Annotated in this window: 26 protein-coding genes and 2 tRNA genes; 18 read left to right on the top strand and 10 right to left on the bottom strand. The window is 67.4% G+C overall.

Annotated elements, in window-relative coordinates; all coding sequences use genetic code 11:
• Positions 1 to 782: 782 nt before the first annotated feature.
• From THSYN_RS07660 to THSYN_RS07650, 3 genes are all read right to left on the bottom strand, one after another.
• Positions 783 to 867: transfer RNA gene (locus THSYN_RS07660), tRNA-Leu, on the bottom strand.
• A 155-nt stretch (positions 868 to 1,022) separates the two neighbouring features.
• Positions 1,023 to 1,096, bottom strand: a tRNA-Cys gene (locus THSYN_RS07655).
• 173 nt (positions 1,097 to 1,269) lie between these two features.
• Positions 1,270 to 2,223, bottom strand: a complete 954-nt coding sequence (locus THSYN_RS07650) for an acetyltransferase (RefSeq protein ID WP_100918613.1) — start codon at positions 2,221 to 2,223, stop codon at positions 1,270 to 1,272.
• Between the two features lie 279 nt (positions 2,224 to 2,502).
• On the opposite strand from THSYN_RS07650, the gene ndk reads away from it, so the two are divergent.
• The 16 genes from ndk to THSYN_RS07575 all read left to right on the top strand — a co-directional run bounded on the left by ndk (position 2,503) and on the right by THSYN_RS07575 (position 16,104).
• The gene (gene ndk / locus THSYN_RS07645; RefSeq protein ID WP_100918612.1) at positions 2,503 to 2,931 is read left to right on the top strand and encodes a nucleoside-diphosphate kinase; all 429 of its coding nucleotides are present in this window, start codon (positions 2,503 to 2,505) and stop codon (positions 2,929 to 2,931) included.
• Between the two features lie 30 nt (positions 2,932 to 2,961).
• Positions 2,962 to 4,101: a dual-specificity RNA methyltransferase RlmN gene (rlmN, locus tag THSYN_RS07640; RefSeq protein ID WP_100918611.1), complete on the top strand. Its 1,140-nt coding sequence runs from the start codon at positions 2,962 to 2,964 to the stop codon at positions 4,099 to 4,101.
• Entirely contained in the window at positions 4,098 to 4,940 is an 843-nt protein-coding gene (gene pilW, locus THSYN_RS07635) for a type IV pilus biogenesis/stability protein PilW (RefSeq protein ID WP_100918610.1), read from the top strand. The genes rlmN and pilW overlap by 4 nt, the downstream gene beginning before the upstream one ends.
• The gene (locus THSYN_RS07630) at positions 4,937 to 5,923 is read left to right on the top strand and encodes a RodZ domain-containing protein (protein ID WP_100918609.1); all 987 of its coding nucleotides are present in this window, start codon (positions 4,937 to 4,939) and stop codon (positions 5,921 to 5,923) included. The genes pilW and THSYN_RS07630 overlap by 4 nt, the downstream gene beginning before the upstream one ends.
• Positions 5,920 to 6,045, top strand: coding sequence for a hypothetical protein (locus THSYN_RS36630; RefSeq protein WP_257791235.1), 126 nt, complete (start codon positions 5,920 to 5,922; stop codon positions 6,043 to 6,045). The genes THSYN_RS07630 and THSYN_RS36630 overlap by 4 nt, the downstream gene beginning before the upstream one ends.
• Positions 6,046 to 6,120: 75 nt before the next feature.
• A complete protein-coding gene (locus tag THSYN_RS07625) occupies positions 6,121 to 6,750 on the top strand; it encodes a YfgM family protein (protein ID WP_100918608.1) in 630 nt (209 codons plus the stop codon).
• Between the two features lie 14 nt (positions 6,751 to 6,764).
• Positions 6,765 to 8,147, top strand: a complete 1,383-nt coding sequence (gene bamB, locus THSYN_RS07620; protein WP_100918607.1) for an outer membrane protein assembly factor BamB — start codon at positions 6,765 to 6,767, stop codon at positions 8,145 to 8,147.
• Positions 8,148 to 8,162: 15 nt separating this feature from the next.
• Positions 8,163 to 9,575 (top strand): ribosome biogenesis GTPase Der, encoded by a 1,413-nt coding sequence (der, locus tag THSYN_RS07615; RefSeq protein WP_100918606.1) that lies wholly within the window; start codon positions 8,163 to 8,165, stop codon positions 9,573 to 9,575.
• 17 nt (positions 9,576 to 9,592) lie between these two features.
• A complete protein-coding gene (locus THSYN_RS07610; RefSeq protein WP_100918605.1) occupies positions 9,593 to 10,843 on the top strand; it encodes an AAA family ATPase in 1,251 nt (416 codons plus the stop codon).
• Positions 10,844 to 10,852: 9 nt separating this feature from the next.
• Positions 10,853 to 11,506 (top strand): DUF4276 family protein, encoded by a 654-nt coding sequence (locus tag THSYN_RS07605; RefSeq protein ID WP_236848815.1) that lies wholly within the window; start codon positions 10,853 to 10,855, stop codon positions 11,504 to 11,506.
• Between the two features lie 360 nt (positions 11,507 to 11,866).
• Positions 11,867 to 12,247, top strand: coding sequence for a succinate dehydrogenase, cytochrome b556 subunit (sdhC, locus tag THSYN_RS07600; protein WP_100918604.1), 381 nt, complete (start codon positions 11,867 to 11,869; stop codon positions 12,245 to 12,247).
• Positions 12,244 to 12,606, top strand: coding sequence for a succinate dehydrogenase, hydrophobic membrane anchor protein (gene sdhD, locus THSYN_RS07595; RefSeq protein WP_100918603.1), 363 nt, complete (start codon positions 12,244 to 12,246; stop codon positions 12,604 to 12,606). The genes sdhC and sdhD overlap by 4 nt, the downstream gene beginning before the upstream one ends.
• 7 nt (positions 12,607 to 12,613) lie before the next feature.
• Positions 12,614 to 14,377, top strand: coding sequence for a succinate dehydrogenase flavoprotein subunit (gene sdhA, locus THSYN_RS07590; protein WP_100922338.1), 1,764 nt, complete (start codon positions 12,614 to 12,616; stop codon positions 14,375 to 14,377).
• A gap of 122 nt (positions 14,378 to 14,499) precedes the next feature.
• The gene (locus THSYN_RS07585) at positions 14,500 to 15,192 is read left to right on the top strand and encodes a succinate dehydrogenase iron-sulfur subunit (protein WP_100918602.1); all 693 of its coding nucleotides are present in this window, start codon (positions 14,500 to 14,502) and stop codon (positions 15,190 to 15,192) included.
• A gap of 143 nt (positions 15,193 to 15,335) precedes the next feature.
• On the top strand, positions 15,336 to 15,623 hold the full coding sequence (locus THSYN_RS07580) for an FAD assembly factor SdhE (protein WP_100918601.1): 288 nt from the start codon (positions 15,336 to 15,338) through the stop codon (positions 15,621 to 15,623).
• 19 nt (positions 15,624 to 15,642) lie between these two features.
• Positions 15,643 to 16,104, top strand: coding sequence for a protein YgfX (locus THSYN_RS07575; RefSeq protein ID WP_100918600.1), 462 nt, complete (start codon positions 15,643 to 15,645; stop codon positions 16,102 to 16,104).
• A 56-nt stretch (positions 16,105 to 16,160) separates the two neighbouring features.
• On the opposite strand, the gene THSYN_RS07570 is transcribed toward THSYN_RS07575, so the two are convergent.
• Entirely contained in the window at positions 16,161 to 16,424 is a 264-nt protein-coding gene (locus tag THSYN_RS07570) for a hypothetical protein (protein WP_216644709.1), read from the bottom strand.
• A gap of 250 nt (positions 16,425 to 16,674) precedes the next feature.
• Here THSYN_RS07570 and THSYN_RS07565 point away from each other — a divergent pair, with 250 nt between their 5' ends.
• On the top strand, positions 16,675 to 17,280 hold the full coding sequence (locus tag THSYN_RS07565) for a histidine phosphatase family protein (RefSeq protein WP_100918599.1): 606 nt from the start codon (positions 16,675 to 16,677) through the stop codon (positions 17,278 to 17,280).
• 230 nt (positions 17,281 to 17,510) lie between these two features.
• Positions 17,511 to 18,053 carry a hypothetical protein gene (locus THSYN_RS07560; protein ID WP_100918598.1) on the top strand — a complete coding sequence of 181 codons (543 nt, stop codon included), beginning with the start codon at positions 17,511 to 17,513 and terminating at the stop codon, positions 18,051 to 18,053.
• Positions 18,054 to 18,068: 15 nt separating this feature from the next.
• On the opposite strand, the gene THSYN_RS07555 is transcribed toward THSYN_RS07560, so the two are convergent.
• The 6 genes from THSYN_RS07555 to THSYN_RS07530 form a co-directional block, all read right to left on the bottom strand.
• Positions 18,069 to 18,659, bottom strand: a complete 591-nt coding sequence (locus THSYN_RS07555) for a hypothetical protein (RefSeq protein WP_100918597.1) — start codon at positions 18,657 to 18,659, stop codon at positions 18,069 to 18,071.
• Between the two features lie 137 nt (positions 18,660 to 18,796).
• Positions 18,797 to 20,635 (bottom strand): carbamoyltransferase family protein, encoded by a 1,839-nt coding sequence (locus tag THSYN_RS07550; protein ID WP_100918596.1) that lies wholly within the window; start codon positions 20,633 to 20,635, stop codon positions 18,797 to 18,799.
• 171 nt (positions 20,636 to 20,806) lie between these two features.
• Complete coding sequence (locus THSYN_RS07545; RefSeq protein ID WP_100918595.1) at positions 20,807 to 22,105, bottom strand: ribonuclease H-like domain-containing protein; 1,299 nt, start codon at positions 22,103 to 22,105, stop codon at positions 20,807 to 20,809.
• A 24-nt stretch (positions 22,106 to 22,129) separates the two neighbouring features.
• Complete coding sequence (locus tag THSYN_RS07540; RefSeq protein WP_100918594.1) at positions 22,130 to 22,444, bottom strand: helix-turn-helix domain-containing protein; 315 nt, start codon at positions 22,442 to 22,444, stop codon at positions 22,130 to 22,132.
• A 77-nt stretch (positions 22,445 to 22,521) separates the two neighbouring features.
• Entirely contained in the window at positions 22,522 to 24,954 is a 2,433-nt protein-coding gene (locus THSYN_RS07535; protein ID WP_100918593.1) for a DEAD/DEAH box helicase, read from the bottom strand.
• Between the two features lie 52 nt (positions 24,955 to 25,006).
• Positions 25,007 to 25,411, bottom strand: coding sequence for a PIN domain-containing protein (locus tag THSYN_RS07530; protein ID WP_172965247.1), 405 nt, complete (start codon positions 25,409 to 25,411; stop codon positions 25,007 to 25,009).
• Between the last annotated feature and the right edge of the window lie 110 nt (positions 25,412 to 25,521).

The following is a 25,521-nucleotide window of genomic DNA, read 5'->3' as shown; positions in this document are numbered from 1 at the left end:
CGCACCGCGGCCGACGACGCGCCCCGGCACAGGCGCCGCCGGGGACTCGACCATCCGGGCGATTCAATCGCGGACAACTGCCGGCGGGCATTCCTGCGTTGGCTCGTGGCGGGGATGAGGCGCCGGTCAGGCATTCGGTGGGCAAGTATTGCGCCGCGCCGCTCGTCGCCGCCGGGGCCTTGATCATCGTTCCGGCCAGCGGCCACCTTCCGGAGTCCAAGGCTGAAGCCCTGGACTCCGGCCCGGCGCGGCCGCAACGATGATCAAGTCCGCCGCCGGGATGCCGCGCAACGCAATCCCCGCCGCCGGTACGAACGACTGATGATTGTCGTGTCTGCGCGGCTGCACCCGGATTGCGCCGGCGCGCCGTCCGGCCGCCGAAGAGGTCGCCGCGAATACGGACCCAGCCGCAATGCAATGACACGTAACTGCTGGAGCAGGCGGGCGAATGACCCAACGGACCCGGTGCTCGCGGGGGCGCCCGGGGAAGCGCGGGTGGGATCATAGGGAGGGGCAAGGCAGCGCGGCACGCCGCGCCGTCATCTCCTTTGGCGACTTCAACAATGGTGTTGGCAGCGGTCAGTCAAGACGTTGCGCTGGCGGGAAGCAGTCAGTGGGGAGCGGGACGCCGCCGACAGCGGGACCTGGACCAGGGGCGCCGGGACACTCGCGCGAGCGCTATTGGCGGCACCCGCCGGGCGGGGTTGGGTAGCGATCGGACGGCGCGGCGCCCGCTCGTGATCGTGCCGACCAGGCCAAAACTGCAGACGCGGCCAACGAATTGGTGCCCGGGGCGGGACTCGAACCCGCACGCCTCTCGGCGAGGGATTTTAAGTCCCTTGCGTCTACCGATTTCGCCACCCGGGCGCGGTCTTGGAAGCCCCGGTCCGCGCCGCCTCCCGGGGCTCGCTGCCCGCCGGGAGTCTGCCGGTTGCGATGCGGACGGTTGCTCGCCAGGGCTGCGGGGGAGTTGCCGATAGCGCCGGCCAGCCGCCGCCGCAAGCGAGCGGAGCAGTCGTGAGTGGAGGCTGAGCCCGGAATCGAACCGGGGTGGGCGGCTTTGCAGGCCGCTGCATGACCACTCTGCCACTCAGCCCAAGCCCGGCAGTATAGTGGGGACGCGCGCGCTTGTCACCAGTAAAGCCGTCCACCCTGACCAACGACCAAATGAATGCGCGCTCGCCACACGCGCACCGGCGCGGTCGCGACCCCGCCCCGCAAGGGTCGAGCGGAATCGTGCGCAAGGCCCGCGCCGGGTTCGGGATGCGGCTAGAAGGCGGCCGCGAAGGCCGCTGCGAAGCGGTCGTAGTCCGCTTCGGGCAGGTGATTGATGCCGGCCGCCGCCTTGCGTCCGCCCCCGGTCGCGAATTGGCGGCATAGTTGGTCGGCACCCGCGGGGCGGGTCAGCGGGGCGCGCACGCTCACCAGGAAGCCGCCGTGCGGCAGCCGCGTCAGCAGGGCATGAGCACACTCCGGCGCGGCCTGTGCAAGCGCGTTGGCGAAGACCCCGCTGACGCGCCGCGCCCAGGGTTCGTCGGGTAGGATGTGCAGCCGGTAGCGCGCCTGCATGAGTGTCGGCGCGGTGCCCCGCGCGCGGGCCAGATCATCCGCGTAGCCGCTGCTCAAGCGCTGGAAGGTCGGGTCCTCGCGGATGAACGCCAACGGGTCCGCGTAGCGACACAGGCGGCGATACAGCTCATCCGGGGCGCAATGCAGATCGGCCACGGCGGCGCCGTACCCATTGTAATTGATGCAGATGCCCAGTTCCCGCAGGAGCGCAAGCTCGGCCGCGGCAAGCCCGAGCGGGGCCGCCGCACGGTGCGCCGCGGCATCGAAATTGTCGCCGTAGGTGCCCACCACCGCCCAGGCGCGAAAACGCCCGCCGACGAATTCATCGACCAACAGGCTCGTACCCTTGTCCGGACTGGTTTCGATGTGACAATCAAGCCCGGGGTGGGTGGGGATCTCACCGGGGAAATGGTGGTCGAAGTAGCGCACCCGGGCGCCCCCGGCCAATATCCGGGTCAGTGCCGCACGGTTGCTGTCCAGCGCGATGTCGAGCACCGTGACCCGGTCCCCGGGGCCGGCCTCGACCCGCTCCAAAAGGGCAATGTCGCGCTTGACCCCGGTTACCAGGGTGGCCTCGCGCGGGTGCGCGAGCCGCAGTTGCCGCAACGCACAGATACCGTCCGCGTCCCCGTTGAAGACGTCGAAATAGGCCATGACTCACCTCTACTGCGGGTTAAATTTCTCGTGGGCCGGATGGACTTGCGCCCCCCGACCGGGCGCGCGGCCGGGCACTGCCGCGCGCCCGGGACGCCCGGCGCGGGCGCGTCGGCAGACACCCGGCATTGCCGGTCATCCCCCTTGCCGGTAGACTGCGCGACTTGCTTTGCGCCGGCCCGCACCGGCGGCGGCCACTGCGCCGCGCCGGGGACGACCCCGGGACCTTGCCCCATTATCGCCGCGGGCGCGCCCTCAAACACCTGATCCGGAGCCCCCATGCCAGTCGAACGCACCCTCTCTATCATTAAGCCCAACGCCGTCGCCAAAGACGCCATCGGCGCCATCCTGAGCCGTTTCGAGGCGGCCGGACTGCGCATCGTCGCGGCGCGCATGGTGCACCTGAGCAAGGAGCAGGCCGCGGCCTTCTATGCCGTGCATCAGGGCCGGCCGTTCTTCGCGGAACTGGTGGACTTCATGACCTCCGGGCCGGTCATGGTCCAGGCCCTGGAGGGTGAGGACGCGGTCGCGAAGAACCGCGACATCATGGGCGCCACCAACCCGGCCAACGCCGCCCCGGGCACCATCCGGGCGGACTTCGCCGACTCCTTTACCGAGAACGCAGTGCACGGCTCCGACGCCCCGGACACGGCGGCGGTGGAAATTGCATTCTTTTTCCCGGAAGGCCTCTGCCCGCGCACCCGCTGACCCCGACCCGGACCGGACCGCGCACCCGCGATGGATAATCCGCAAGAAGCCCAGGCCCCGGGGCCGAACCTGCTGGACCTGGACCTCACCGATTGTGAGGCCCTGGTGGCCGCGCTTGGCTTCAAGACCTTCCACGGGCGTAATCTGTTCAAGTGGATCCACAAGCATGGGGTCATCGACTATGACGCGATGACCGACGTGCCCAAACGCCTGCGCGCCGCACTGGCGGACCACGCGCTGCTGCGCCTGCCCCGCATCATCCACTCCCGGCCGTCCGCGGACGGCACCCTGAAGTGGGTGATGGAGCTGGATGACGGGCAGCGCATCGAGACGGTGTACATCCCCGAGGAGGGGCGCAGTACCCTCTGCGTCTCCTCCCAGGTCGGGTGCGCGCTGGACTGCGCCTTCTGCGCCACGGCCCGCCAGGGATTCAATCGCAACCTGCGGGTGGGCGAGATCGTCGGCCAAGTCTGGCATGCGACACGACAACTGGGTGTGGCGCCATCGAACGTGGTGATGATGGGCATGGGCGAGCCGCTCGCGAACTTCGAGGCGGTGGTCAAGGCCATGGCGGTCATGCAGGACGACCTGGCCTACAATCTCTCCAAGTTCCGGGTCACCCTGAGCACCTCCGGCATCGTGCCCAATATCTATCGGTTGCGGGAGGTCAGCGACGTCGCCCTGGCCGTATCGCTGCATGCGCCCAACAACGCCCTGCGCGACCAATTGGTGCCGATCAATCGCAAGTACCCGCTGGAGGAACTGCTGCCGGCCTGCCGCGCCTATCTCGCCGGGGATCAACGGCGCAAGATCACCTGGGAATATGTGATGCTCGACGGCATCAACGACAGTCTCCAGCACGCCAAACAGCTGATCCGACTATTGGAGGGCACCCCGTCCAAGCTCAACCTGATTCCCTTCAACCCGTTTCCCGACAGCGGCTTCAAGACCACCCCCCCGGCGCAGTTGGAGGCCTTTCGCCAACGCCTGATGGGCTCCGGCCTGCTGGTTTTCACCCGCAAGACGCGCGGTGACGAGATCGCCGCCGCCTGCGGGCAACTGGTCGGCCGGGTGGAGGATCGCACCCGCCGCGGCGAACGCCCGGTTACGGTCGGTCTGCCCACCCTCCCGCCCCCCGGCGGCGAACCGCCGCGGTGCCACGCCCGATGAACCACACGGCCATACCGGTGACCGCCCTGGTGCGGGTCCTCGCCCTCTGTGCCCTGTGCCTGGCGAGTGCGTCCTGCAGCCGGCACCAGGCCCGCGGTACGCCAAGCTCGATCGACGTACCCAACGCGACCGAGAACAGCCCGGCGGACCTCTATATCGCGATCGCCGCGGAGTACTCCCGCCTGGGGCAGACGGAAGCGGCGCTGAAAAACGCGGAAAAGGCGATCGCCGCGGACCAGCGCAACTCCGGCGGCTATTACATGCTGGCACTGATCTATCAGAAGATCGGTGAAACCCCGCTCGCCGAAGAAAACTTCAAGCGCGCCCTGGAACTCACCCCCCGCAGCCCCGAATTGCTGGACGCCTATGGCAGCTTTTTCTGCACCCTGCGGCGCTATCCCGAGGCGCAGGCCCAGTACGCAAAGGCGCTCGCCAACCCGCTTTACAAGACGCCCTGGTTTTCGCTGACCAACGCCGGCAATTGCGCCATGAGTGCCGGTGACGCCGCGGCGGCCGAGACCTTCTACCAGCGCGCCCTGACCGCCAACCCCAGGTACGGCCCGGCCTTGTACATGCTGGCCGCCATCGAGTTGAACCGCAACGATGCCAAGGCGGCCAGGGCCTACCTGCGTCGTTACCTGGACGACTACCTCAGGGGCGTGTTCACCGCCAACGCCGACACCTACCAGGCCTTGCAGTTGGCGATCAAGACCGAGCGCAAGCTGGGCAATGTCAAAGGCGCCGAGACCTACGAACAGGTCTTGCGCGACCAGTTTCCGTCCGAGAGCGCAGCCGCTAGCGCCCCATCTTCGGGACCTCCAATGAGCCCTTCGCGATGAATCCAATTCAAGCCGTCAGTTCGGACGATCAAAATGTCGTCGAGTTTTCCGAAAACCCCGGGCGCCGCCTGCGCGTGCAGCGCCAGTCCCGCGGGATCGAGATCGAACGCATCGCCGCCCAACTCCATCTACGGGTCGCAACGGTCGAGGCCTTGGAACAGGACCGCTATCAGGACCTACCGGGGCCGGTGTTCGTCACCGGCTACCTGCGTAACTACGCACGCCTGCTGGGCCTGGACGCGGAGCCGCTGATTGCCGCCTTTCGCACGGCCCATCCCGACCCGGAGCCGGTCGGCTTGCGGGTCAGTCCCCTGCCCCGGCAGGAGATCGGCAGCAGTCACATCCTGGTACGACTGATCAGCCTCGCCTTGCTGGCCGCGGTAGTCACCATGCTCGCACTCTGGTGGCAGAACCGGGCCGAATTACTGTCGTCGTTGACTCCCGGGGACGCCTCCGGCCTCGCCCTGACGACACCGGCCAACACCCCCCCGCCGCTGGACCAGACGAGCGCGCCGGCCACCCAAGGCGCCGCCGCCGCGGGCCCGGCGCTGCCGCTGCCGGCGGCTACCGGTGCCGGCCCGGAACCCGAGCGGTCGGCGGCCCTGGCCCTGCCCCCCGCGCCACCCGCCACCCAGGCCCAAGGCCCGGCGGTCGCGACCCCCGACGCGCCCCCCGATGCGACCAGGACCGGCGCCACGGCCGAGCCTGCGGCAGGTACGCCGAACGGACCCCCGGGCGAGGTCGCCATGAGCTTCTCCGCTGCCACCTGGATCAACGTCCGTGACGCCACCGGCGCGCTGATCCTCAAAGGGCAGATGCGCAAGGGTGACACCCGGGTGCTGGCCGGCAGCCCGCCCTATGCCGTTGTCATCGGTAACGCCGCGGCCTTGGGCGTCACCGTCGACGGCCGCCCCGTCGACTTGGCCGGCCGCGCCCGCGGCAAGGACGCGCGCTTCAAGTTCGACCCGAGAAGCCCCGAATGAGCGCCCCGGCCGACCCAATCAATCCGCGCCTGGTGCGCGCGGTGGACGACTATAATCGCACTGTTTTCGAGCAGATCATGTCCAACCGACGGGCCCGCCCGCCGCGCCGGCGCCGCCGGTAGCCTGGCGATCCAAGGCCACCCGCGCTGGAATCCAGCCGTTAGACGAGTGCCCATACCCCCAAAAGGAAACCGAGCGTGAGCGAATACGAAACCGACGACGAGAAGGTCGAGTCCATCAAGAAATGGTGGAAGGAAAACGGCATGTCCGTGGTGGGCGGGGTGGCGCTTGGCCTCGCGGTCGTGTTCGGTTGGCGTACCTGGACCGACTACCGCAATGGTGTCGGCGCCCAGGCCTCGGCGGCCTTCGAGCAGCTGATGGTCAGTGCCGCCGCGGGTGAGGCCGAGTCGACCGCCAAGCAGGCGCAACTCTTGGACCAGCAATACGGCGCTACCCCCTACCCCGCCTTGGGCGCCCTGGTCGCGGCCCGGGTGCTGTATGAAAGTGGCGACGCCCCAGGGGCCATGGCCGCCCTGCAACGGCTGCTCGTCAAGGCCCCGGACCCGGCCCTGACGCGCCTGGCGGCCCTGCGGCTCGCGCGCATTCAACTCGCCCAGGGCCAACTGGACGCCGCCGCGGCCACCGTCGCCGCCCATGACGACGGCGCGGCCTTCGCCGGGGACTTTGCAGCCGTGCGCGGCGACCTCGCCGCCGCCCGCGGGGACAGTGCCGCGGCACGCGCCGCCTACGAGAAGGCCATCACCGCCGGGACCGGCCTGCCCCAGTTGATCCGGCTCAAGCTCGACAACCTGCCCAGCGCCGGTTGAGGCCGACCGACATCATGCCCATTCGGCACCCCGCCCACCGCCGCGCCCGGCGCACCTGCACTGCATTGCTGATCGCCGGCATCCTGACCGGTTGCAGTTACATCCCCTGGCTCGGCGGCGAGAAGGACCCCACCCCGGCGACCAAACTCACCACCATCGTCCCCGAGGTCACCGCCACCACCCTGTGGTCGGCACGCCTCACCAGGGGCAGCGAGGGCCGGCGCCTCTATCTGGTCCCGGCGGTCAGCGGGGGCCGCGTCTACGTGGCCGACGCACGCGGGCGCGTGGTCGCCGCGGATGCGGGCAGCGGCCGCGTCCTGTGGCAGAAGGACACGAAGCTGCCGCTGAGCGCCGGCCCGGAACTGGCCGGCGAGCGCCTGATCCTGGGGACCAGCGACGGCCAGGTCATCGCGCTGTCGAGCACCGACGGCAAGCAACTGTGGCGCGCCCCGGTCAGCGGGGAGGTCCTCTCGGTACCCCGGCGCACCGACGACGGCAAGGTGATCATCCACACCCTCGACGACACCGTGCTCGCACTGGATGAGGCCAAGGGCAGCGAACTGTGGCGGGTCCCGTACCCGGCACCGGTGCTGACGCTGCGCGGCAGCAGTACCCCCGTGATCGCCCCCACCGGGGTCCTCGTCGGGCTCGCCGGCGGCAAGCTGGTCAAACTCGACCCGGCGGACGGTACCCCATTGTGGGAGGTCATCATCACCGCACCGGGCGGACGCTCGGAATTGGCCCGCATCACGGACATCGACGCCGATCCGGTGGTCATCGGCAAGGTCATCTTTGTCGGCACCTACAACGGCGACCTGGCGGCGGTCGACCTGGACGGCGGCGGCGTGCTGTGGCGCCGGGAACTGTCGTCCCACGCCGGGCTCGCCGCCACGCAGTCCAATCTCTTCATCACCGACTCCGCGGACCTGGTGTGGGGCGCCGACCCGGTCGGCGGCGCTGGGCGCTGGAAACAGGAACGGCTGCGCAACCGCCAGCTCACCGCCCCGGCCCTGCTCGGCAACCTGATCGCCGTGGGTGATCTGGACGGCTGGCTGCACCTGCTGGCCCAGGCCGACGGCCGCTTGGTCGGCCGCACCCGGGTGAGCAAGAAGGCCATCACCGCCCGCCCCCTGGTGGTCGGCAACCGGCTCTATGTCTACGCCACCGACGGCACCCTGGCCGTGCTCAGTACCGGCACGGCCCCCGCGGGAAGCCGCGGCGGCGCCCAGTCAGCGGCGGCCGTGGACGAGGCCGCACGCCCCACCCAAGTGACCAGGGCCGCCAAGCCGACGACCGCCGCACCGCCGGCGGCACCCGCGTCGCCGCCCCAGGCCCCGGCGAATCCGCCGGCCAAGCCGGCGGCGCCCCCCCAGAACCCAGCCCGTAACACTCGCTAAAGAGGCACCTCCGACATGCTGCCCGTCATCACCCTGGTGGGCCGTCCGAATGTCGGCAAGTCCACCCTGTTCAACCGGCTCACCCAGAGCCGGGACGCCCTCGTGGCCAACTTCCCCGGCCTCACCCGCGACCGCCAGTACGGGGTCGGGCGCGTCGGTCCCAACCCCTACGTGGTGGTCGACACCGGCGGGATCAGCTTCGACGCCGACGGGGTCGAGGCCCTGATGCAGCGCCAGGTCCAGGCCGCCATCGAGGAGGCGGACCAGATCATCTTCCTGGTCGACGCCAAGGACGGCTGCACCGCCGGCGACCACGAGATCGGCGAGCGCCTGCGCCGGCTCGGCAAGCCACTGAGCCTGGTGGTCAACAAGGCCGACCACGCGGAACGCGAACTGGTCGCCGCCGAGTTCCACGCCCTGGGCCTCGGCGACCCCGTACCCATCTCCGCCAGCCAGGGGCGCGGCGTGCGCACCCTCATGGAAGGGCTGCTGGAGGAACTGGCGTTCCGCGCCGCGCAGGTCGTCCCGGACCCCGACGCCGAGCCCACCGGCGCGGACGAGGGCATCAAGGTCGCCGTGGTCGGGCGCCCCAATGCCGGCAAGTCCACCCTCATCAACCGACTCCTGGGTGAGGAGCGGCTGGTGACCTGCGATCTGCCCGGCACCACCCGCGACAGTATCTTCATCCCGGTCGAATACCGCGGGCGCCGCTATACGCTGATCGATACCGCCGGCGTGCGGCGCCGCGGCAAGGTCACGGACGTGATCGAGAAGTTCAGCATCATCAAGACACTCCAGGCGATCGAGGCGTGCAACGTCATCATCATGGTGCTGGACGCCCACGAAGGTGTCGGCGAGCAGGACGCCACACTCGCCGGTCACATCATCGACAGCGGACGCGCGCTGGTGGTCGCCATCAACAAGTGGGACGGGCTGGACACCGATGCCCGCACCCAGGTCCACACCCAAATCGAGCGCAAGCTCGGCTTTCTCGACTTCGCCGCCCAGCATCGCATCTCCGCCCTGCACGGCAGCGGCGTGGGGCTGCTGCTCGATGAGGTCGACCGCGCCTACGCCAACGCCATGCGCGACATCCCCACCCCCGAGATGACCCGCCTGCTGGAGGCCGCGGTCCAGGAGCACCAGCCGCCGCTGGTGCACGGCCGGCGCATCAAGCTGCGCTATGCGCACCAGGGCGGGCGCAACCCGCCGCTCATCATCATCCATGGCAACCAGACCGAGAACGTACCCGACACCTACCGGCGCTATCTAATCAACCGCTTCCGCAAGGACCTGGGCCTCTCCGGCACCCCGTTGCGCATCGAGTTCAAGAGCGGCACCAACCCCTTCAAGGGTATCAAGAATAACCTGACCGAGCGGCAGATCAAGCACCGGGCGCGGCTTAAGGCGTACGTCAGGCGCAAGTAGCTCAAGGGCCGCCCCCCATGCCGTCGTCCGTCTTCCTTACCCGGGTCGTGCTGCGCAATTACAAGAGCATCGCGGCCTGCGACGTGCGGCTCGGCCCCTTGACCTATCTGCTCGGACCGAACGGGTCCGGTAAGAGCAATTTTCTCGATGCCCTTCATCTGGTCGCCGATGCCTTGAACGGCTCGCTCGACCGTGCACTGAATCAGCGGGGCGGGCTCGGCGAGGTACGGCGGCGATCCAGCGGGCGCCCGCCCAATTTCGGGATTCGGCTGGCATTCCGACTACCGGACGAGCGTCCGGGCTTCTATGCCTTTATGGTCGGCGCCCTCAAGGGCGGCGGTTATGAGGTCCAGGACGAGCAGTGCGCGATCGGTTGGAAGGGCAGCGGCCCCGGATTCAAGCTTCAGCGCGGCAAGCTGGTTGCGACTAGCGAGGCGTCCTTTCCCGCGGTCACATCGGACCGGCTCGGTCTCGTCGCCGCGTCCGGGCTCCCTGCCTTCCGCCCCGTCTTTGATGCACTGACGGCCATGGGTTTCTACAACCTGGACCCGAAGCTCATGCGGGAGTTGCAGAAGCCGCAGGAAGGCCGACTGCTCAAGCCGGCCGGCGAGAATATCGCGAGCGTTGTGCGACACCTTGCACGCGCGGCCCCAGAGACACTCTCGTTGGTCAGCGAATATCTGCATGCAGTGGTTCCCATGGTGCAAGGCGTAGAGCACAAGGCACTCGGTTCCATGGAGACCCTCGAATTTCGCCAGGACGTTACGGGCGCGGAGTATCCCTGGCGCTTTCCCGCCCAGGGCATGTCGGACGGTACCCTGCGGGTCTTCGGTGCATTGATTGCCTTGTTTCAGGGGGTGAGCGACGGTTCGCTCAGGCTGGTCGGGATCGAGGAACCCGAGACGGCGCTCCACCCAGCCGCCTTCGCGGCCTTGCGGGAGGCACTGCAACGGGCCTCCGAGCAGACGCAGGTGCTGGTCACCAGTCATAGCCCGGACCTGCTCGACGACGCAGCGCTAGAGCCCACCGCGCTGCTCGCAGTCGTCTCCGAAGGCGGCGAATCCCGGATTGCGCGGGTCGACGCAGCGTCACGGGAGATGCTTGAAGAACACCTGTTCACCGCGGGCGAACTCCTGCGGCTCAATCAGCTTGGCCCCGAGCGGGTAGCGGCCCCAGGCCAAGCGCTGCGCCCCACCGATTTATTTGAGGCACTCTCGCCTTCGGACCACCTGGACTTCGACTTCGGCAGGTCGGACCTTTACCTTTGAGACTGGTCGATGTCGAACAGTTTCAACAACGCACCGGGTAGCGCCGGCCTTATGCAGACCGTGGCATCCATCGTCGAAGGCGACGGAGAGGTCTCCGCACTCCCCGTCCTCTTGCGCCGACTTGGCGAATGGCTGACCCCCGATGTCTATACGGAGATCGCCACGCCGATTCGGGTTCGCCGGGAGCAGTTCCTGAACAAAGACGACGTGTTCTCGCGACACCTGAAACTGGCCGCTGCCAAATGCGGAGAGACTGGCTGGGTCCTGATCCTGCTGGACGCGGACGACGACTGCCCGGCAACCCGCGGCCCCGAGATCTTGGACCGTGCCCGGCGGGTGGTGCCCCACAGGTCGGTTTCGGTGGTGCTGGCAAACCACGAGTACGAGGCCTGGTTCCTGGCCGCCGCGCAATCCTTGGATGGTCAGCGTGGATTTCGCTTTGATCCTGCCGATGGGGTCGACCCTGAGGTCCCACGCAACGCTAAGGGTTGGATCGGCCACCGGATGGTCGGTGGGGTGTATCGAGAGATCACCGATCAGCCAGCCCTCACGGCCCGGATGGACCTGGATCAGGCCCGGGCGCGCAGTCGGTCGTTCCGCAAACTGTGCAGCGAGTGGTCCCGGCAACTCGGCCAGCCGCCCGAGCACGTCGCTGGCCCCTGATGGCCCGGTACCTTCAAAAGGCATCTGTCCAACCGCCGTCTACGCAGGGTCTCGTGTCTCAGACCCCGAACGTTCCCCGCCTTGTAGCCCGCATCGCGCCGTGCCGACTTCGCGAACGCCCCGAGGCTGGCAAGCGATGCGGGCTAAATAGAACCCATTGATGCACACCCGGGTGACGCGCGCCGCTGTTGCAGTGCACAATAGGGGGTGCGACCCTTGGGCGCCCTGTCGGCGGCGCGCAGGACGCTTGAGTGCAGGTGAGGCCCGTCGCACCTGCCGGACGCCGCACCGGGCCCCAGGGCCGGTGTCGCGGGGGGCCGACCGGCGCCCGCAGCCTTCGCAATCCACACAGGATCAAGCATGCAATCGACCAGACCCGTGTTCCTGGATCTGTGGCGGATCAGACTCCCCGCCACCGGTTACGCCTCCATTCTCCACCGCATCAGCGGCATCCTGATGGTCCTGGCCATCCCGGTCGGGGCCATCCTCCTCGATCGGGCCGTGTCGGGACCCGCGGGCTTCGCCGCCAGCGACGCCTTCCTCCACCATTGGCTGGTACGGCTGGCCCTGCTCGCGCTGGCCTGGAGCATCCTGCACCACCTGTTCGCGGGGATTCGCTATCTGCTTCTGGACCTGCGCATCGGGCTCGACCGGGATCCCTCACGGCTCGGCGCCTGGATTGTCATGGTCGCGGCGGTGGCGGTCCTGGGCCTGGTTCTGATCTGGAGGATCGCACAATGAGTCGCCAGGCATCCGGCGTCATCGCGTGGTTGACCCAGCGGCTGACCGCCGTCTATCTCGCGTTCTTTGTCTCCTATCTCTTCATCAAATTCCTGTTCGATCCCCCCGTGGACTACCAGGCGTTGCGCGCCTGGGTGGCAGAACCCCTGGTCACCGCCGCGCTGTTGCTCTTCTTCCCGATACTCCTGTCCCACGCCTGGGTCGGCATCCGTGACGTGTTTCTCGACTATGTGCACAACGTCGGCGTGCGGGTCGTCCTGTTCGCGCTGGTGGCCTTCACCTTCTTGGGCTCGGGGCTATGGGGCTTCAAGGCCATTGTCATCGCCGTCATCAATGCCGGAACCGGAACCCCAGGGTAATCTGTCCATGTCCATCCCAACCAGACACTTCGATGCCCTGATCATCGGCGCCGGCGGCGCCGGCCTGAACGCGGCACTGCAACTGGCGACCGCCGACATCCATGTGGCAGTGGTCTCCAAGGTCTTCCCGACCCGCTCCCACACGGTGGCGGCCCAGGGCGGAGTCAACGCCGCACTCGCCAACGTCCTGCCGGACAACTGGCACTGGCACATGTTCGATACGGTCAAGGGCTCCGACTATCTCGGGGACCAGGACGCCATCGAGTTCATGTGCCGCGAGGCGATCCCGACGGTCTATGAGTTGGAGCACGCGGGCGTGCCCTTCTCGCGGCTCGACAACGGCAAGATCTACCAGCGTCCCTTCGGCGGCCAGAGCCAGGACTTCGGCGGCGATCAGGCGGCGCGGACCTGCGCGGCGGCGGACCGCACCGGACACGCCATACTGCATACCCTCTATCAGCAGAATATCCGCGCCAAGACCCACTTTTTCGACGAGTTCTTCGCGCTCGACCTGGTGCGTGACAAGGAGGGCATCATCTGCGGGGCCCTGGTACTGGAGATCGAGACCGGCGAGCCGCTGCTGATCGAGGCCACGGCGACCCTGCTCGCCACCGGCGGCTGCGGTCAGATCTTCCGCACCACCTCCAACGCCCACATCAATACGGGTGACGGCTGCGCCATGACCCTGCGCGCCGGGGTGCCGCTGATGGACATGGAGTTCTACCAGTTCCACCCCACCGGCATCGCCGGCAAGGGCATGCTGATCACCGAGGGGGTGCGCGGCGAGGGCGGCTTCCTGGTCAATAAGGACGGGGAGCGCTTCATGGAGCGCTATGCCCCACGCGCCAAGGACCTGGCAAGCCGCGACGTGGTGGCGCGCTCCATCGTCACCGAGGTCAAGGAGGGGCGCGGTGCCGGCGAGAACGGCGATTACATCTACCTCAAACTCGAACACCTGGGCGCGGACGTCATCGAAAAGCGCCTGCCCGGTATCCGCGAATCGAGCCGCATCTTCGCCGGGGCCGATCCGGTGCGCGAGCCCATCCCCGTCTTCCCCACCGCCCACTACCAGATGGGCGGCATCCCCACCGACCGTTTCGGACGGGTGGTGATCCCGGCCAAATACGGCGCGGAAGAGGTCATCTCCGGGCTCTATGCCGCCGGTGAGTGCGCCTGCGCCTCGGTCCACGGGGCCAATCGCCTGGGCGGCAACTCGCTCCTGGACATCCTGGTATTCGGACGTCTGGCCGGCAAGGACATCATCGAGTATGTGCGCGCCAACCCCCACCGGCGTGAGACCGACCCGGTCAGCCTGGAGCAGGCCATGGCCCGCCTCACCCGCTGGGAGCGCAAGGGCGAGGGGGTGCCGGCGCATCAACTGCGGGCCGAATTCCGCAAATGCATGGAGGACCACGCGGGGGTCTTCCGGACCGAGGAGGTCATGGCCGAGGGCTACCAGAAGCTCAGCGAATTGCGCGAGCGCTTCAAAGATGCCCGGCTCGGGGACCAATCCAAGGTCTTCAACACCGCCCGTATCGAGGCCTTGGAACTGGAAAACCTGATCGACGTGGGGCTCGCCGTCGCGGTGTCCGCCCTGCACCGCAAGGAGAGCCGCGGCGCCCACTCGCGGCCCGATTACCCCAAGCGTGATGACGTCAACTGGATGAAGCACAGCCTGTACTATCGCGACGGTGACCGCATGGACTACAAGCGGGTGCGCACGAAGCCGCTGACGGTCGAGTCGTTCCCGCCGGCGGAGCGGACCTACTAGTGCCCAGTGACTAGTGGTCAGTGACCAGTGGTTGGCGGGTGGTTGAGGACAACCCATCCACCCGAACACCGACCGGCGGCGCCGCGTTTGGAGCGCCCGAGCAAGAGATTAGGTACAAGAACATGAAAGTCAGCGTTTACCGCTATAACCCCGATGTCGACAAAAGGCCGCGCATGCAGACCTATGAGGTCCGCCCCGTCCAGGGCATGATGCTGCGCGACGCCCTGCTGGAGATCAAGAAACAGGACGAGAGCTTTGCCTTCCGCCACTCCTGCGGGGAGGGCGTGTGCGGCTCGGACGGGGTCAACGTCAACGGCAAGAATTGTCTCGCCTGCGTCACCCCCATCACCGAGCTTGCGCAGCCCATCGTGGTCCGTCCCTTCCCGGGCCGCCCGGTGATCCGGGACCTGGTGGTGGACATGACCCAGTTCTACGAGCATTACCGGGCGGTCAAGCCCTACCTGATCCGCACGGACCCCATGCCCGAGCAGGAGATCCTCCAGTCCCCCGAGGACCGGGATCAGCTCGACGGACTCTACGAGTGCATCCTGTGCGGCTGCTGCTCCACCGCCTGCCCCTCCTTCTGGTGGAACCCGGAGAAGTTCCACGGCCCCGCCGCCCTGCTCCAGGCCTGGCGCTTCCTCGCCGATACCAGAGACCAGGCGACGGAAGAGCGGCTGGACGCACTCGACGGCCCCTACAAGCTGTTCCGCTGCCACACCATCATGAACTGCGTCGAGGTCTGCCCCAAGGGCCTGAACCCCACCCGCGCCATCGGGCGGATCAAGGACCTGATGTTGGAGAAGGGCCTATAGCCCCGCATCAGACCCCGCCCGCGACCGGGCGGGGGTGTTTGCGGATGGGTAGAGCGCAGCGAAACCCATCTTCGACGCCCCGGTCAGGCGTTGCCCGCCGGGTTTCGCTACGCTCTACCCGACCTACGAACTGATCGCCAACCATGACCGACGCCACCCCAGATCCGCACGGCACCACCGACGAAGAGATCCGCCGTCTGCGCTGGCAATGCCGCCGCGGCATGTTGGAACTGGACCACCTCCTGATGCCCTTCCTGGACCAGGGCTACCGCGACCTGGACCCGCGGCGCCGCGCCGAATTCGTCACCCTCCTCGCCCAACAGGACCAGGACTTGAGCGATTGGTTCATGTCCCGCCGCGTCCACGAGGACCCACGGCTGCATGAGCTGATCCGGCATATCGTGGCGGTCGTGGCCGCCCAGCACCCCTGAGCGAGACCCGGGCCAACCCATGGCCTCCCATCGTGAACAACCGCCGCTCCTGATCCAACCCCGCTTCTCCCGGCGACTCGCCGCCTTCGTCGCACTCACCCATCTGCTGACCGCCGCCGCCATCCTCGCACTGCCCGGGACCGCCTGGCTGCTGCTGATTCCGGTCGGCCTGAGCCTTACCTATCAGTTTTATGTCCGGGTCCTGGGCCGCGCGCCCTGGTCCATCCGCGCGGCCACCTGGCAAGCCGACGGCACCTGGACCATCGCCTTGCGCTCCGGGACCGAAACCGAGGTCCGCCTGGCCCCATCGACCTTCGTCAGCGTCCCGCTGGTGGTACTGAACCTGCGCCGCGGCCATGTTCGCCGCTGGGCGCTCCCACTCTTCGCCGATGCCCTGGACCCCGAACAACTGCGCCGGTTGCGGCAACGCCTGCGGATCGAAGGGACCGGGCGGGAACCGGACGGGGCGCCGCCGGCCTGAGCGCTGTCCAATTTCCCGCCGCTTGCTCAATGGCCGAAGTGGCACGCGTCACGGCATTACAACAGCACGGCCGCCTGCCCGCCGCGCCGCTCCTGCGCCTTGGTCTGGGCCAACATCGCGATATAGATCAGGTCGAACACGCAGCATAGGAGACCGAGCGCCAGAATGAAGGCATTCGGGCCGGTAAAACCCTCGGCGCCCAGCACGCCGAACAGGATCGTCGGGGCCAGGGTACCCAGCCACTTGCTCACGGCGATCAAGAGGCTTTGCCCGTCGCTGCCGCCGCGCTGGACCAACATGCCGATAAAGAGAATCGACATCAGCAGATTCTGCAGAAGCCACTGAGCAACACAAGAAATAATGGCAAGGGATCAAGGTTCATCATCGGGCCCTCCGCAATTGTTGGTTCGACCGCCGCGCCGGGGCAGCGCGGCCCCCCTGCGCAGACGGTTACGTCATTTCCGGACACCAGGCACGCCCGGCGGCGAAAAGTGGCATAATCTCAGATCAACTCACTTTCATCCGCAAGATTGACGACGATTTTGCCAGTCTTGGGGCCTTGGGAACAAGATGACAAAGCTCTGCGTGACCCGGCATGGCGAGACCGATTGGAATATCGCCCAAATTCTCCAGGGGTGGGTCGATGTACCGATGAACGACACCGGCCGACGACAGGCGCTGGAACTGGCAGAGTCCCTGGCTCCCTTTGGCTTCTCGCGGGTCTGCACCAGCCCGCTGCGCAGGTCCGCGGAGACCGCGGAGATTATCGCCCAAGTCTGGGGACTGCCGGCCCCGGACGCCTACGAGGGTCTGAAGGAGCGTCACTTCGGCCTGATTCAGGGGATGCCCAAGAGCGAATTGTCGCTCACGCACCCCGGCCTCCACGAGGAGATCCAGCGGCGCAACCCCGCCTGCCATTTCGACGAAGGCGAATCGCTCGATCATTTTGCGGACCGGGTGCTGGGGGCCCTGGACGACATCGCCAGTGAGCACTCCACCGACCGCATTCTGGTGATCACCCACGGCTGGGTCATGGACGTCATTACGCGACACATCCAGGGCCTGGCGCGTGACACCGTGCTCAACCTCAAGCGCAAGAATGGCGAATCGGTGTGGCTCGAGGTCACACCCCATGCCACCCTGTGCGAGTGCGAGGCCCCGCAAAGGGTCAGCTGAACGGCCACCCAACCGTTCAACCCAGAAAAAGCAGTTTAGCCGCAAATGAACGCAAATTAACGCAAATAATCAGAGGCTTGGCGTTTACTGCATGTTCACCGTCCGGGTAATGCCGGCGACGATGCTAACCAGCAGATTTATTTGCGCTTATTTGCGGCCAAATACTCTTTTTGGATTCAATAGCGTCCTCTGCTGCCTATCGCATAGGACCCACGAGGAAACCACACAGAATGCACCAACAACGCCCGCCCGCCGCGGCCCTGTCCCTCGTCCCCCTGCTGCTGGCCAGCCTCGCGGGTCCGGTCGCCGCCGCACCCGAGATCCAGCCGCTCAACACGGCGGTGATCAGGGCCACCACCGGACTATGCCTGCGCGGGACCACCTGCCATGTGGACAAGGCCGGGGTCTGGGTGCCGAAGACCAAGGTGGCGATCTTGAGCGTCTCGGCGGCGGAGCAGGCCGATGTGGCACTCTATGTGGACCTGGAGATCAGTACCCGCAAGGAAATGTACAATTGCGGGGACTCCGACGGCAGCGGCTGCATCTTCCGCATGAAATACATGGGCCCGGCGCTCTATGTCTACGGCAGCGACCACGGTAACACCTACCTGGGCTCCAACGTCACCACCACCAACCTGAGCTTCCCGAGCGGCTACGGAATCGTGATCGCCGCCGGCACCCCGGTCTATGTGCATCTGGACGTACGCAACCAGAGCTTGATCGACCTCAAGGTGGATCAGGATGCCTGGATCTACTATGTGCCGGTCGAATAGGGAACGGTTCACCCGTCAGGCAGACTCGCTATCATCTTCACCGTCGGTATCGAAAAGCGAGGTCTCCTCCCCGGTGATCGCAACCCACTGCCCCGGCAATGCGAGAGTCGCGTCACCCAGAGCGCCATCGATCACCGGCAGCAGGAGCCCGTAGCCCACCCGCCAGCGCATCGCGTCGACCTGCACCGACGCGGACTTGGGATTGAGCTTCACCACCTGACCGAACCGCTCCTGCCCCTGGCGATCCTTGAAACCCACCCGATCGCCGACCCGCAGGCTATTGCGGTCGAGCCCCTGACGCTTTTGCGAGGCGATGGCCACGTCCTGACCCTCCAGTTCGATCAGGTAGAACGGGATGGTCCAAGGCTTGCCGTCGACGAGGTTGCGTATCTCCGCCCGCGTCCGGTTCATCTTCATGAGCCGCGCCTCCACCAGTCGGTTCTCGGTGCTGTCGAACCAGCGCACCGTCTGACCGACACGCAGCACCCGCTTCACCGCGGCGATCCGCGTCGGATCATCGAGCTGGTTGCTGATCGCGGCATTCAGGCGAAAGAGCTGGAACAGGCTGGCCTGGCCCAAGGCTTCAAGGATCGCGGTGTAGTTCATAATTGCTGTCGCTGCTCGGCCACCGGCATCCAAACGACACCGATGATGTCTCTTTCCACTGGCCGCATCTCATCCAAAGGCGTGCCGTTACGATGGACCCAGCCATTGATCGTCCCCTGACTCCCAATCGTTCACTCTCAGTCCAGGGCGAACTCTTGTTTCCAGGAGTCGTCCCCGACCGGTGCCGGCTGGCTGGCCTTGGCGAGCAGGAAATTCCCGACCGCCAGATAATCCATGCCGGTGCGCATGAAGCAGCGGTAAGCATCGGCCGGGGTACAGACTACGGGTTCCCCGCGCACGTTGAAGGACGTATTGACCAGGACGGCACACCCCGTCTTGTCATTGAAACGGGTCAGCAGCGCATGGTAGCGTGGATTGGTCTCGCGATGCACCGTTTGGATGCGCGCGGAATAGTCCACATGGGTGATCGCGGGCAGGCGCGAACGCGACACATTGAGCCGGTCGATGCCGAAGAGCCGCTCCTGCTCCGGCGTCATGGCGATGCGCAGTTGCTCGGTGACGGGTGCGACCAGCAGCATATAGGGGCTGGGGCGGTCCAACTCGAAATAGTCGCCGACCCGTTCGGCCAGCACCGAGGGGGCGAAGGGCCGGAAGGACTCACGGTACTTGATCTTGAGGTTCATGACCGACTGCATCTTGGGGGCACGCGGGTCTCCCAGGATGGAGCGCGCACCCAGGGCCCGGGGTCCGAATTCCATGCGTCCCTGGTGCCAGCCGACGACCTGCTGAGCGGCCAGGAGGTCGGCAACCCGCTCCACCAGCGTTACTTCGTCGAGTTCCTCATAGCGCGCGCCGGCGGCCTCGAGTTGGCGGCGGATCTCGTCGGCCGGATAGTCCGGCCCCAAATAGGACCCGAACATGCAATCGCCGGCGGTCAGCGGGCGCGGGCGGTCGTATTTGTCGTACCAGGCCACCAGGGCGGCCCCCAAGGCACCGCCGGCATCGCCCGCGGCGGGCTGAATCCAGATGTCCTTGAAAACCCCGGAACGCAACAGTTCGCCATTGGCCACGCAGTTCAAGGCGACGCCGCCGGCCAGGCAGAGACGTTCAATCCCGGTCTCTTGGCGGATGGTCTTGCCCAGACGCAGGACGACCTCCTCCGTCACCTTCTGAATCGACGCGGCGATATCCATCTCGCGCTGCGTGAGGTCGGTCTCGGCCGTGCGTGGAGCGCCCCCGAACAGCCGATCGAACCGCTTGTTCGTCATGGTCAGCCCGGTGCAGTAATTGAAATACTGCATATCCAGGCGGAAGGTGCCGTCGTCCTTGAGGTCGATGAGATGATGCAGGATGAGGTCGACATACCTGGGCTCGCCATAGGGGGCCAGGCCCATCAGCTTATACTCTCCGGAATTGACCTTAAATCCGGTATAGTAGGTAAAGGCGGAGTAGAGCAGGCCCAACGAATGGGGAAAGTCGATCTCCCAGAGCGGCTCGAGCCGATTGCCCCGGCCGCGCCACACCGTGGTCGTAGCCCATTCCCCGACCCCGTCGAGGCACAGGACCGCCGCCTCCTCGAACGGGCTCGGATAGAAGGCCGAGGCGGCATGTGATTGGTGATGTTGCGCGAACAGCAGCGGCGGCAAATCCTTTTCGGCGACGCCCCCGAGGGCGGCGAGTTCCTGCTTCAGGGTGCTCTTGAGATAGAGCTTTTCCTTCAGCCACACCGGCATCGCCGCCATGAACGAGCGCAGGCCATGGGGGGCGTAAGCCAGATAGGTTTCCAGCAGGCGCTCGAATTTGACCAGCGGCTTGTCGTAGAACACCACGTCATCGATGTCGGCCAGGCTCAGGCCGGCCGCGTCGAGGCAGTAACCTAGCGCATGGCGGGGAAAGCGCGCATCGTGCTTCTTGCGGGAGAAGCGCTCCTCCTGGGCGGCGGCCACGATGGTGCCGGACTGTACCAGGGCGACGGCACTGTCATGGTAATAGGCGGAGATGCCCAGGATGTTCATTCGCGCTGACTCCGGAGGTGGCGGGGGCCGCGTGGGTCGGCCGCCGCCTGTGGGTTAATGACGCTCGGCCGACGCACCGCCCGCCGCGAATGCACAACCCAAAACATTCGGCTAGACGTGGATAAAGTATATCAGAATTCAGTCGTGGGGGACCGCTCTCCACCGCGGGAGTTAAACGCCGTCATGGCCGATGTCAATCGACAATTCAATCTGCTGCCCGCCCCCGCCGCGCTGGAGCTTGGTCTGCAGACGGTCGCGGCGGCGCTCCCGCTCCGGCCCCGGCGGCAGGGTCACGGTAAATTCCATGGCGCGGACGAGATCGCCGCCGCGGTGCTCGTAAAAGCGCGCCAAGGCGGCGCGGGCCTGCGAGTCACCGCGCGCCGCCAGGTCCTGCCAGATGCCGAGCGCCGACCCCCAGTCGTCGGCACGGCGATGCAGCCGCGCCAAGTCGTGCAGGCCCGGGGCGTCCAGGCCGCGCCGGTTGGCGGCCAGAATGCGCAGGGCCAGCGGCTGGTCACCGCGGGCCAGGTGGGCAGCGGCGACCGCCCGGCAGTCGGCGCCGAAGGCGGCCGGATCACGGTAAACGGCGTCCAGGACCGGCAGCAGTCCGGCCAGGGAGAGCAAGTCCGCCCGGTTGTGCCGCAGGCAGGCGGCCAGCGGGCCCGTCTCCCCGCGCCGCAGCCAACCGAGCCAGGCGGCCGGGGCGGCGGACCCGGGAAGGTCGCCGTCGCGGTGCACCCCGAGCAGGCGCGACTCGGCGGTGGCGAGCCGGCAGTCCGGCCAGGCGCGGGCGAAGGCGCGGCGCGTGGGGGCCAGCAGGTCCAAGTGGGCAAGCACGCTCAGCGGGTCCGGGCGGGCGGCGAGTCTGAAGCGGGTGGCCAACAGCGGGGCGTCGAAGGTGCGGCCGTTGTAGGTGACGAGCCGCGCGGGCGGCGCCAGTTCGGCGGCGACCCGCTCCAGGTAGGCCGACTCGGCGTCGAGGCGGGTCAGCAAATATTGGCGCAGACACCAGCCGGCGCCGTCGGGGCGCAGCAGGCCGGTAAGGAAGGCCCAGGTGCCGGTGCCGCCGGCCAGACCGCTGGTCTCGGTGTCGAGGCAGAGCCACGGACTCAATGGCTGCGCATCTGGTGGATGCGCTGCGCTTATCCACCCTACAGGGGGAACCGGGGTCCAGGGCAGATGCTCGAGGCGATGGGACGACCCAAGCAGCACCCGACCGTGCCGCAGACGCGGGTTCAGGCGCCGCTCCAGACACAGGACCCCGGGGCACAGGAGCGCGGCGCCCAGGGCCGCGGCGAGCGCGGACTCGTCGGGGGTCCCGGTCGCGGCCGGGGCGGGCGTCGGCCGCCCGGTCGAGATCCGCCGCAGCCGCTCGGTGAGCGAGGGCCCGCCAGACGGCGGCACCGCCGCGCTGGCGTCCGGGACTGCCGCCGGGGCGCGGATACGCCGGAGCCGCTCCTCAAAGCCCATGATAAAAAAACCTCTGCGCCACCCTCAGGACTCGGTCAATTCGCGCAGCACCTCGGGATGCCGCTGCGCCAACCTGAGCAGCGTCTTGGCCGCACCGCTCGGCTGACGCCGACCTTGCTCCCACTCGTGCAGCGTGCGCACCGACACCCCCAAGAGTGCGGCGAACTGAGCCTGCGACAGGCCGCAACGCTCGCGGGCGGCGATGATCGGCGAGTGCACCAGGGTTCCCAGGCCCGCATTCATCTGACCGATGGATTCCAGGAGGTCATCGCCTAAGTCGCGTGCTGCTTCAAACGCCTGGAGTTGTTCATCGGTCAGGGGTTGCGTATTCGATGGCATATCTGATCTATGGAGTCCCGATGACGGTATGCATGAGGGCGGACAATACGTCTTTGCCGGATAAAAGCAAGCAGGACTCATCCGGCTGCGCACTGATCAAACCCCGCCGCGACCACCCCCTCCAACAACCCCAGCACCCGCAGCGCCGCCGCCCGCGGCGTAATCACCCTGACCTCATCCCCCGGCATGATGGGCCCGACACAGGCCGGACACCCGCCGGTGCAGCCGCAGCCGGCCACCAGATCGCGCGCATCGCGCACCAGCACATCCGCCGCGTCGTAAAGAGGTGCCGAGAGGCCCACCCCGCCCGGGTAGTTGTCATACAGAAAGAGCGTCGGCTCGAAGCGGTCGACGCCCTCCCCGTCCACCGGTGCGTTGTCCGGCCCGCGCAATTGGCCGCGTCCGGTGTTGCCGGTCACCGCGAACCAGGTGCCCTGACCATCGCCCACGGCGCGGCCCAGGTCGTGAAGCTCGGCCATGGAGCGCAGCGCCGCCACATGGTGCAGGGCATAGGCGGCGCCCAGGAAGCCCTCGATCGCCTGGGCGCGGTCCGGCAGGGCCGACTCCAGTGCCTGGGGCTCGGCTTGCCACCAGACGGCGGTGGTGTGCATCTCCTGGTCCGGCAGGTCGATGTTGCCGTAGCCGATGTTGTCGTGGCTGTAATAGCGGATCTTCTTGTAGCCGGGATAGCGGCGCACCAGGTGGACCTCGCCGTTGGCCGTGGCCCCCTGACCGCTCGCCCGCCCCTCGAAGCGGTCCAGGATCTTGAGCCGGGTATAGTCGATGGCGTCGGTGTAATAGTCCGCCTGGGTACGGGTGACGAAGGCCTTGCGGCCGGGCCAGTCCAGGCGTTCGACTTGATACGGCTGGGCCTGGATCATGTAGATGGCGCCGACATAGAGGGTCCCGGGGGCGCTCGACCAGTCGACCTCGGCGATGATGGTCTGGGCCCCGCCGGTGGTGTCGATCACCACGAAGTTGCCCTCCGCCACCGAGCGCAGCGAGACGGCGTTGGCCGGGTAGCTGTCCGCCACCCAAAACCACTGATCGCCTTGGCGCTGCAGCACGCCCTCGTCGCGCAGATAGGACAGCATCTCGCCCAGGTCCTCGGCCCCGAAGGTCTCGCCGTCCCGGAAGGGCAGCTCGAAGGCGGCGCAGCGCACCTGCTCCAGCAGGATCAGGAGTTGGTCCGGGTGGATGCGGGCCTGCTCGGGGGAGGCGTCGAAGAAGAACTCCGGGTGGCGGACCAGGTACTGATCGAGCGGGTCGCTGGTCGCCACCAGCACCCCGAGCGAGGGCCGCAGCCGCCGCCCGGCCCGCCCCAGGCGCTGCCAGGTGGCGGCCACCGTGCCCGGATAGCCGTTCAGGATCGCGACATCCAGGGCGCCGATGTCCATTCCCAGTTCCAGGGCCGAGGTACTGACCACGAGATCCACGCGCCCGGCGCGCATCGCCTGCTCGGCCGCCCGCCGCTCGCTCGGCAGATAGCCGCCGCGGTAGGCGAGCACCCGGGGCGGGTGGCGCGGGTCCTTGTCAAAAACGTCCTTCAGGTACTTGGTGATGACCTCCACCATGAGCCGCGAGCGGGCAAACACGATCGCCTTGAGCCCGACCTTGGCTGCCATGCGCGCGATGCGGGTGGTCTGGGAGCGGGCGGACGCGCGTATCCCTAAGTCCGGATTGATCACCGGCGGGTTCCACAGCAGCAGGTGCCGCTCCCCCTGGGGCGCACCGCTCTCGATCAGGGCCGTGACTGTCTCGCCGCACAGCCGCCCCGCCAGTTCCGCCGGGTTGCCGATGGTGGCCGAGGTGAAGATGAAGGTGGGACTGACCCCGTAGAAGCGACAGACGCGCTTCAGCCGCCGGAAGACATTGGCCACATGGGAGCCGAAGACCCCGCGGTAGCTGTGCAGTTCGTCCACCACCACAAAGGCCAGGCCCTCGAAGAACTGGGCCCACTTGGTGTGGTGCGGCAGGATCGCCTGGTGGAGCATGTCCGGATTGCTGACGACGATATCGCCGCGGGTGCGCACCGCCTTGCGGGCATCGCCCGGGGTGTCGCCGTCGAAGGTGTAGGCGCGCACGCCGTCCGCGCCCGCGTCCTTGAGCGCCCGACCCAGTTCGATCAACTCGGCCACCTGGTCCTGCGCCAGGGCCTTGGTGGGAAAGAGATACAGCGCCTTCTTGCCGCCGCGCAGCACCGCGTCCAGGACCGGCAGGTTGTAGCACAGGGTCTTGCCGGAGGCGGTGGGGGTGGCGACCACCAGGTGCCGGCCGGCGCGGGCCAGGTCGAAGGCCTCGCGCTGGTGGGCATAGAGTTGGGGGAGGCCGCGGGCGGTCAGGGCCTCGCGCAGGCCCGGGGCCAAATCCGGCGGCAGGTCGAGCAAGCTGGCCGCGGTCGCGGGGCGGACCAACTCGCCGCAGATGCGCGCGCGATAACGCTTGAGCAGGCGGTCCTTGAGGCGGAGAACCGCTTGGTCGGCTGAGGGCGATCGGCCTGAGTCTGGCATCGTCTGGGTCCCCGGATGGAATGGCGCGGCCGTCAGGTTACACCAGGGGGGCTCAACTCCTCAGCCTCGTTCGTGAAACCGCAGTAGCGGCTTCACGAGGATGCCAATCGTTCAATCGCTCAACGCATCTTCCGCCCGCGGGCGGCACGTCGGGACTCGCGGCCAGCCAGGCATCGAATGCCGCCAGGTCGCCGCGCGCCTGCCGCTCGCGGAAATAGGTCTCGGTCTTGAGTGCGGAGACCTTCTCCGCAATCGCCGTCACGAAGAACTGCTTGAGCACCGCCTCGTATTCCAACATGAGCGGAACCGACGCGACCGCGACGTACCGGCGCTCGCGCAAGGCTTGCAGCAGCGCGAAGGATGCGCCGTTGCGGCTGCGGGAGGCCGCGACCAACACGTTAGTGTCCAGGACGACGCGCATCAATGTCATATTACAGACGATATCGAGTAACGCCACGGAGTCAAGCTGCCTTCGCCCCCCAAGCCCGGTGGCTGCGCCAACGCAAGTCGACCCGGCCGACCTGCAAACCGCGATCGACCAGTGCCTCGCCCAGGCCCGCCAGGCCG

This window comes from Candidatus Thiodictyon syntrophicum, assembly GCF_002813775.1.
In the GTDB taxonomy this organism is placed as follows: domain Bacteria; phylum Pseudomonadota; class Gammaproteobacteria; order Chromatiales; family Chromatiaceae; genus Thiodictyon; species Thiodictyon syntrophicum.
The sequence above is the reverse complement of the archived record's forward strand: the minus strand, read 5'-3'. Positions and strand labels throughout refer to the sequence as shown.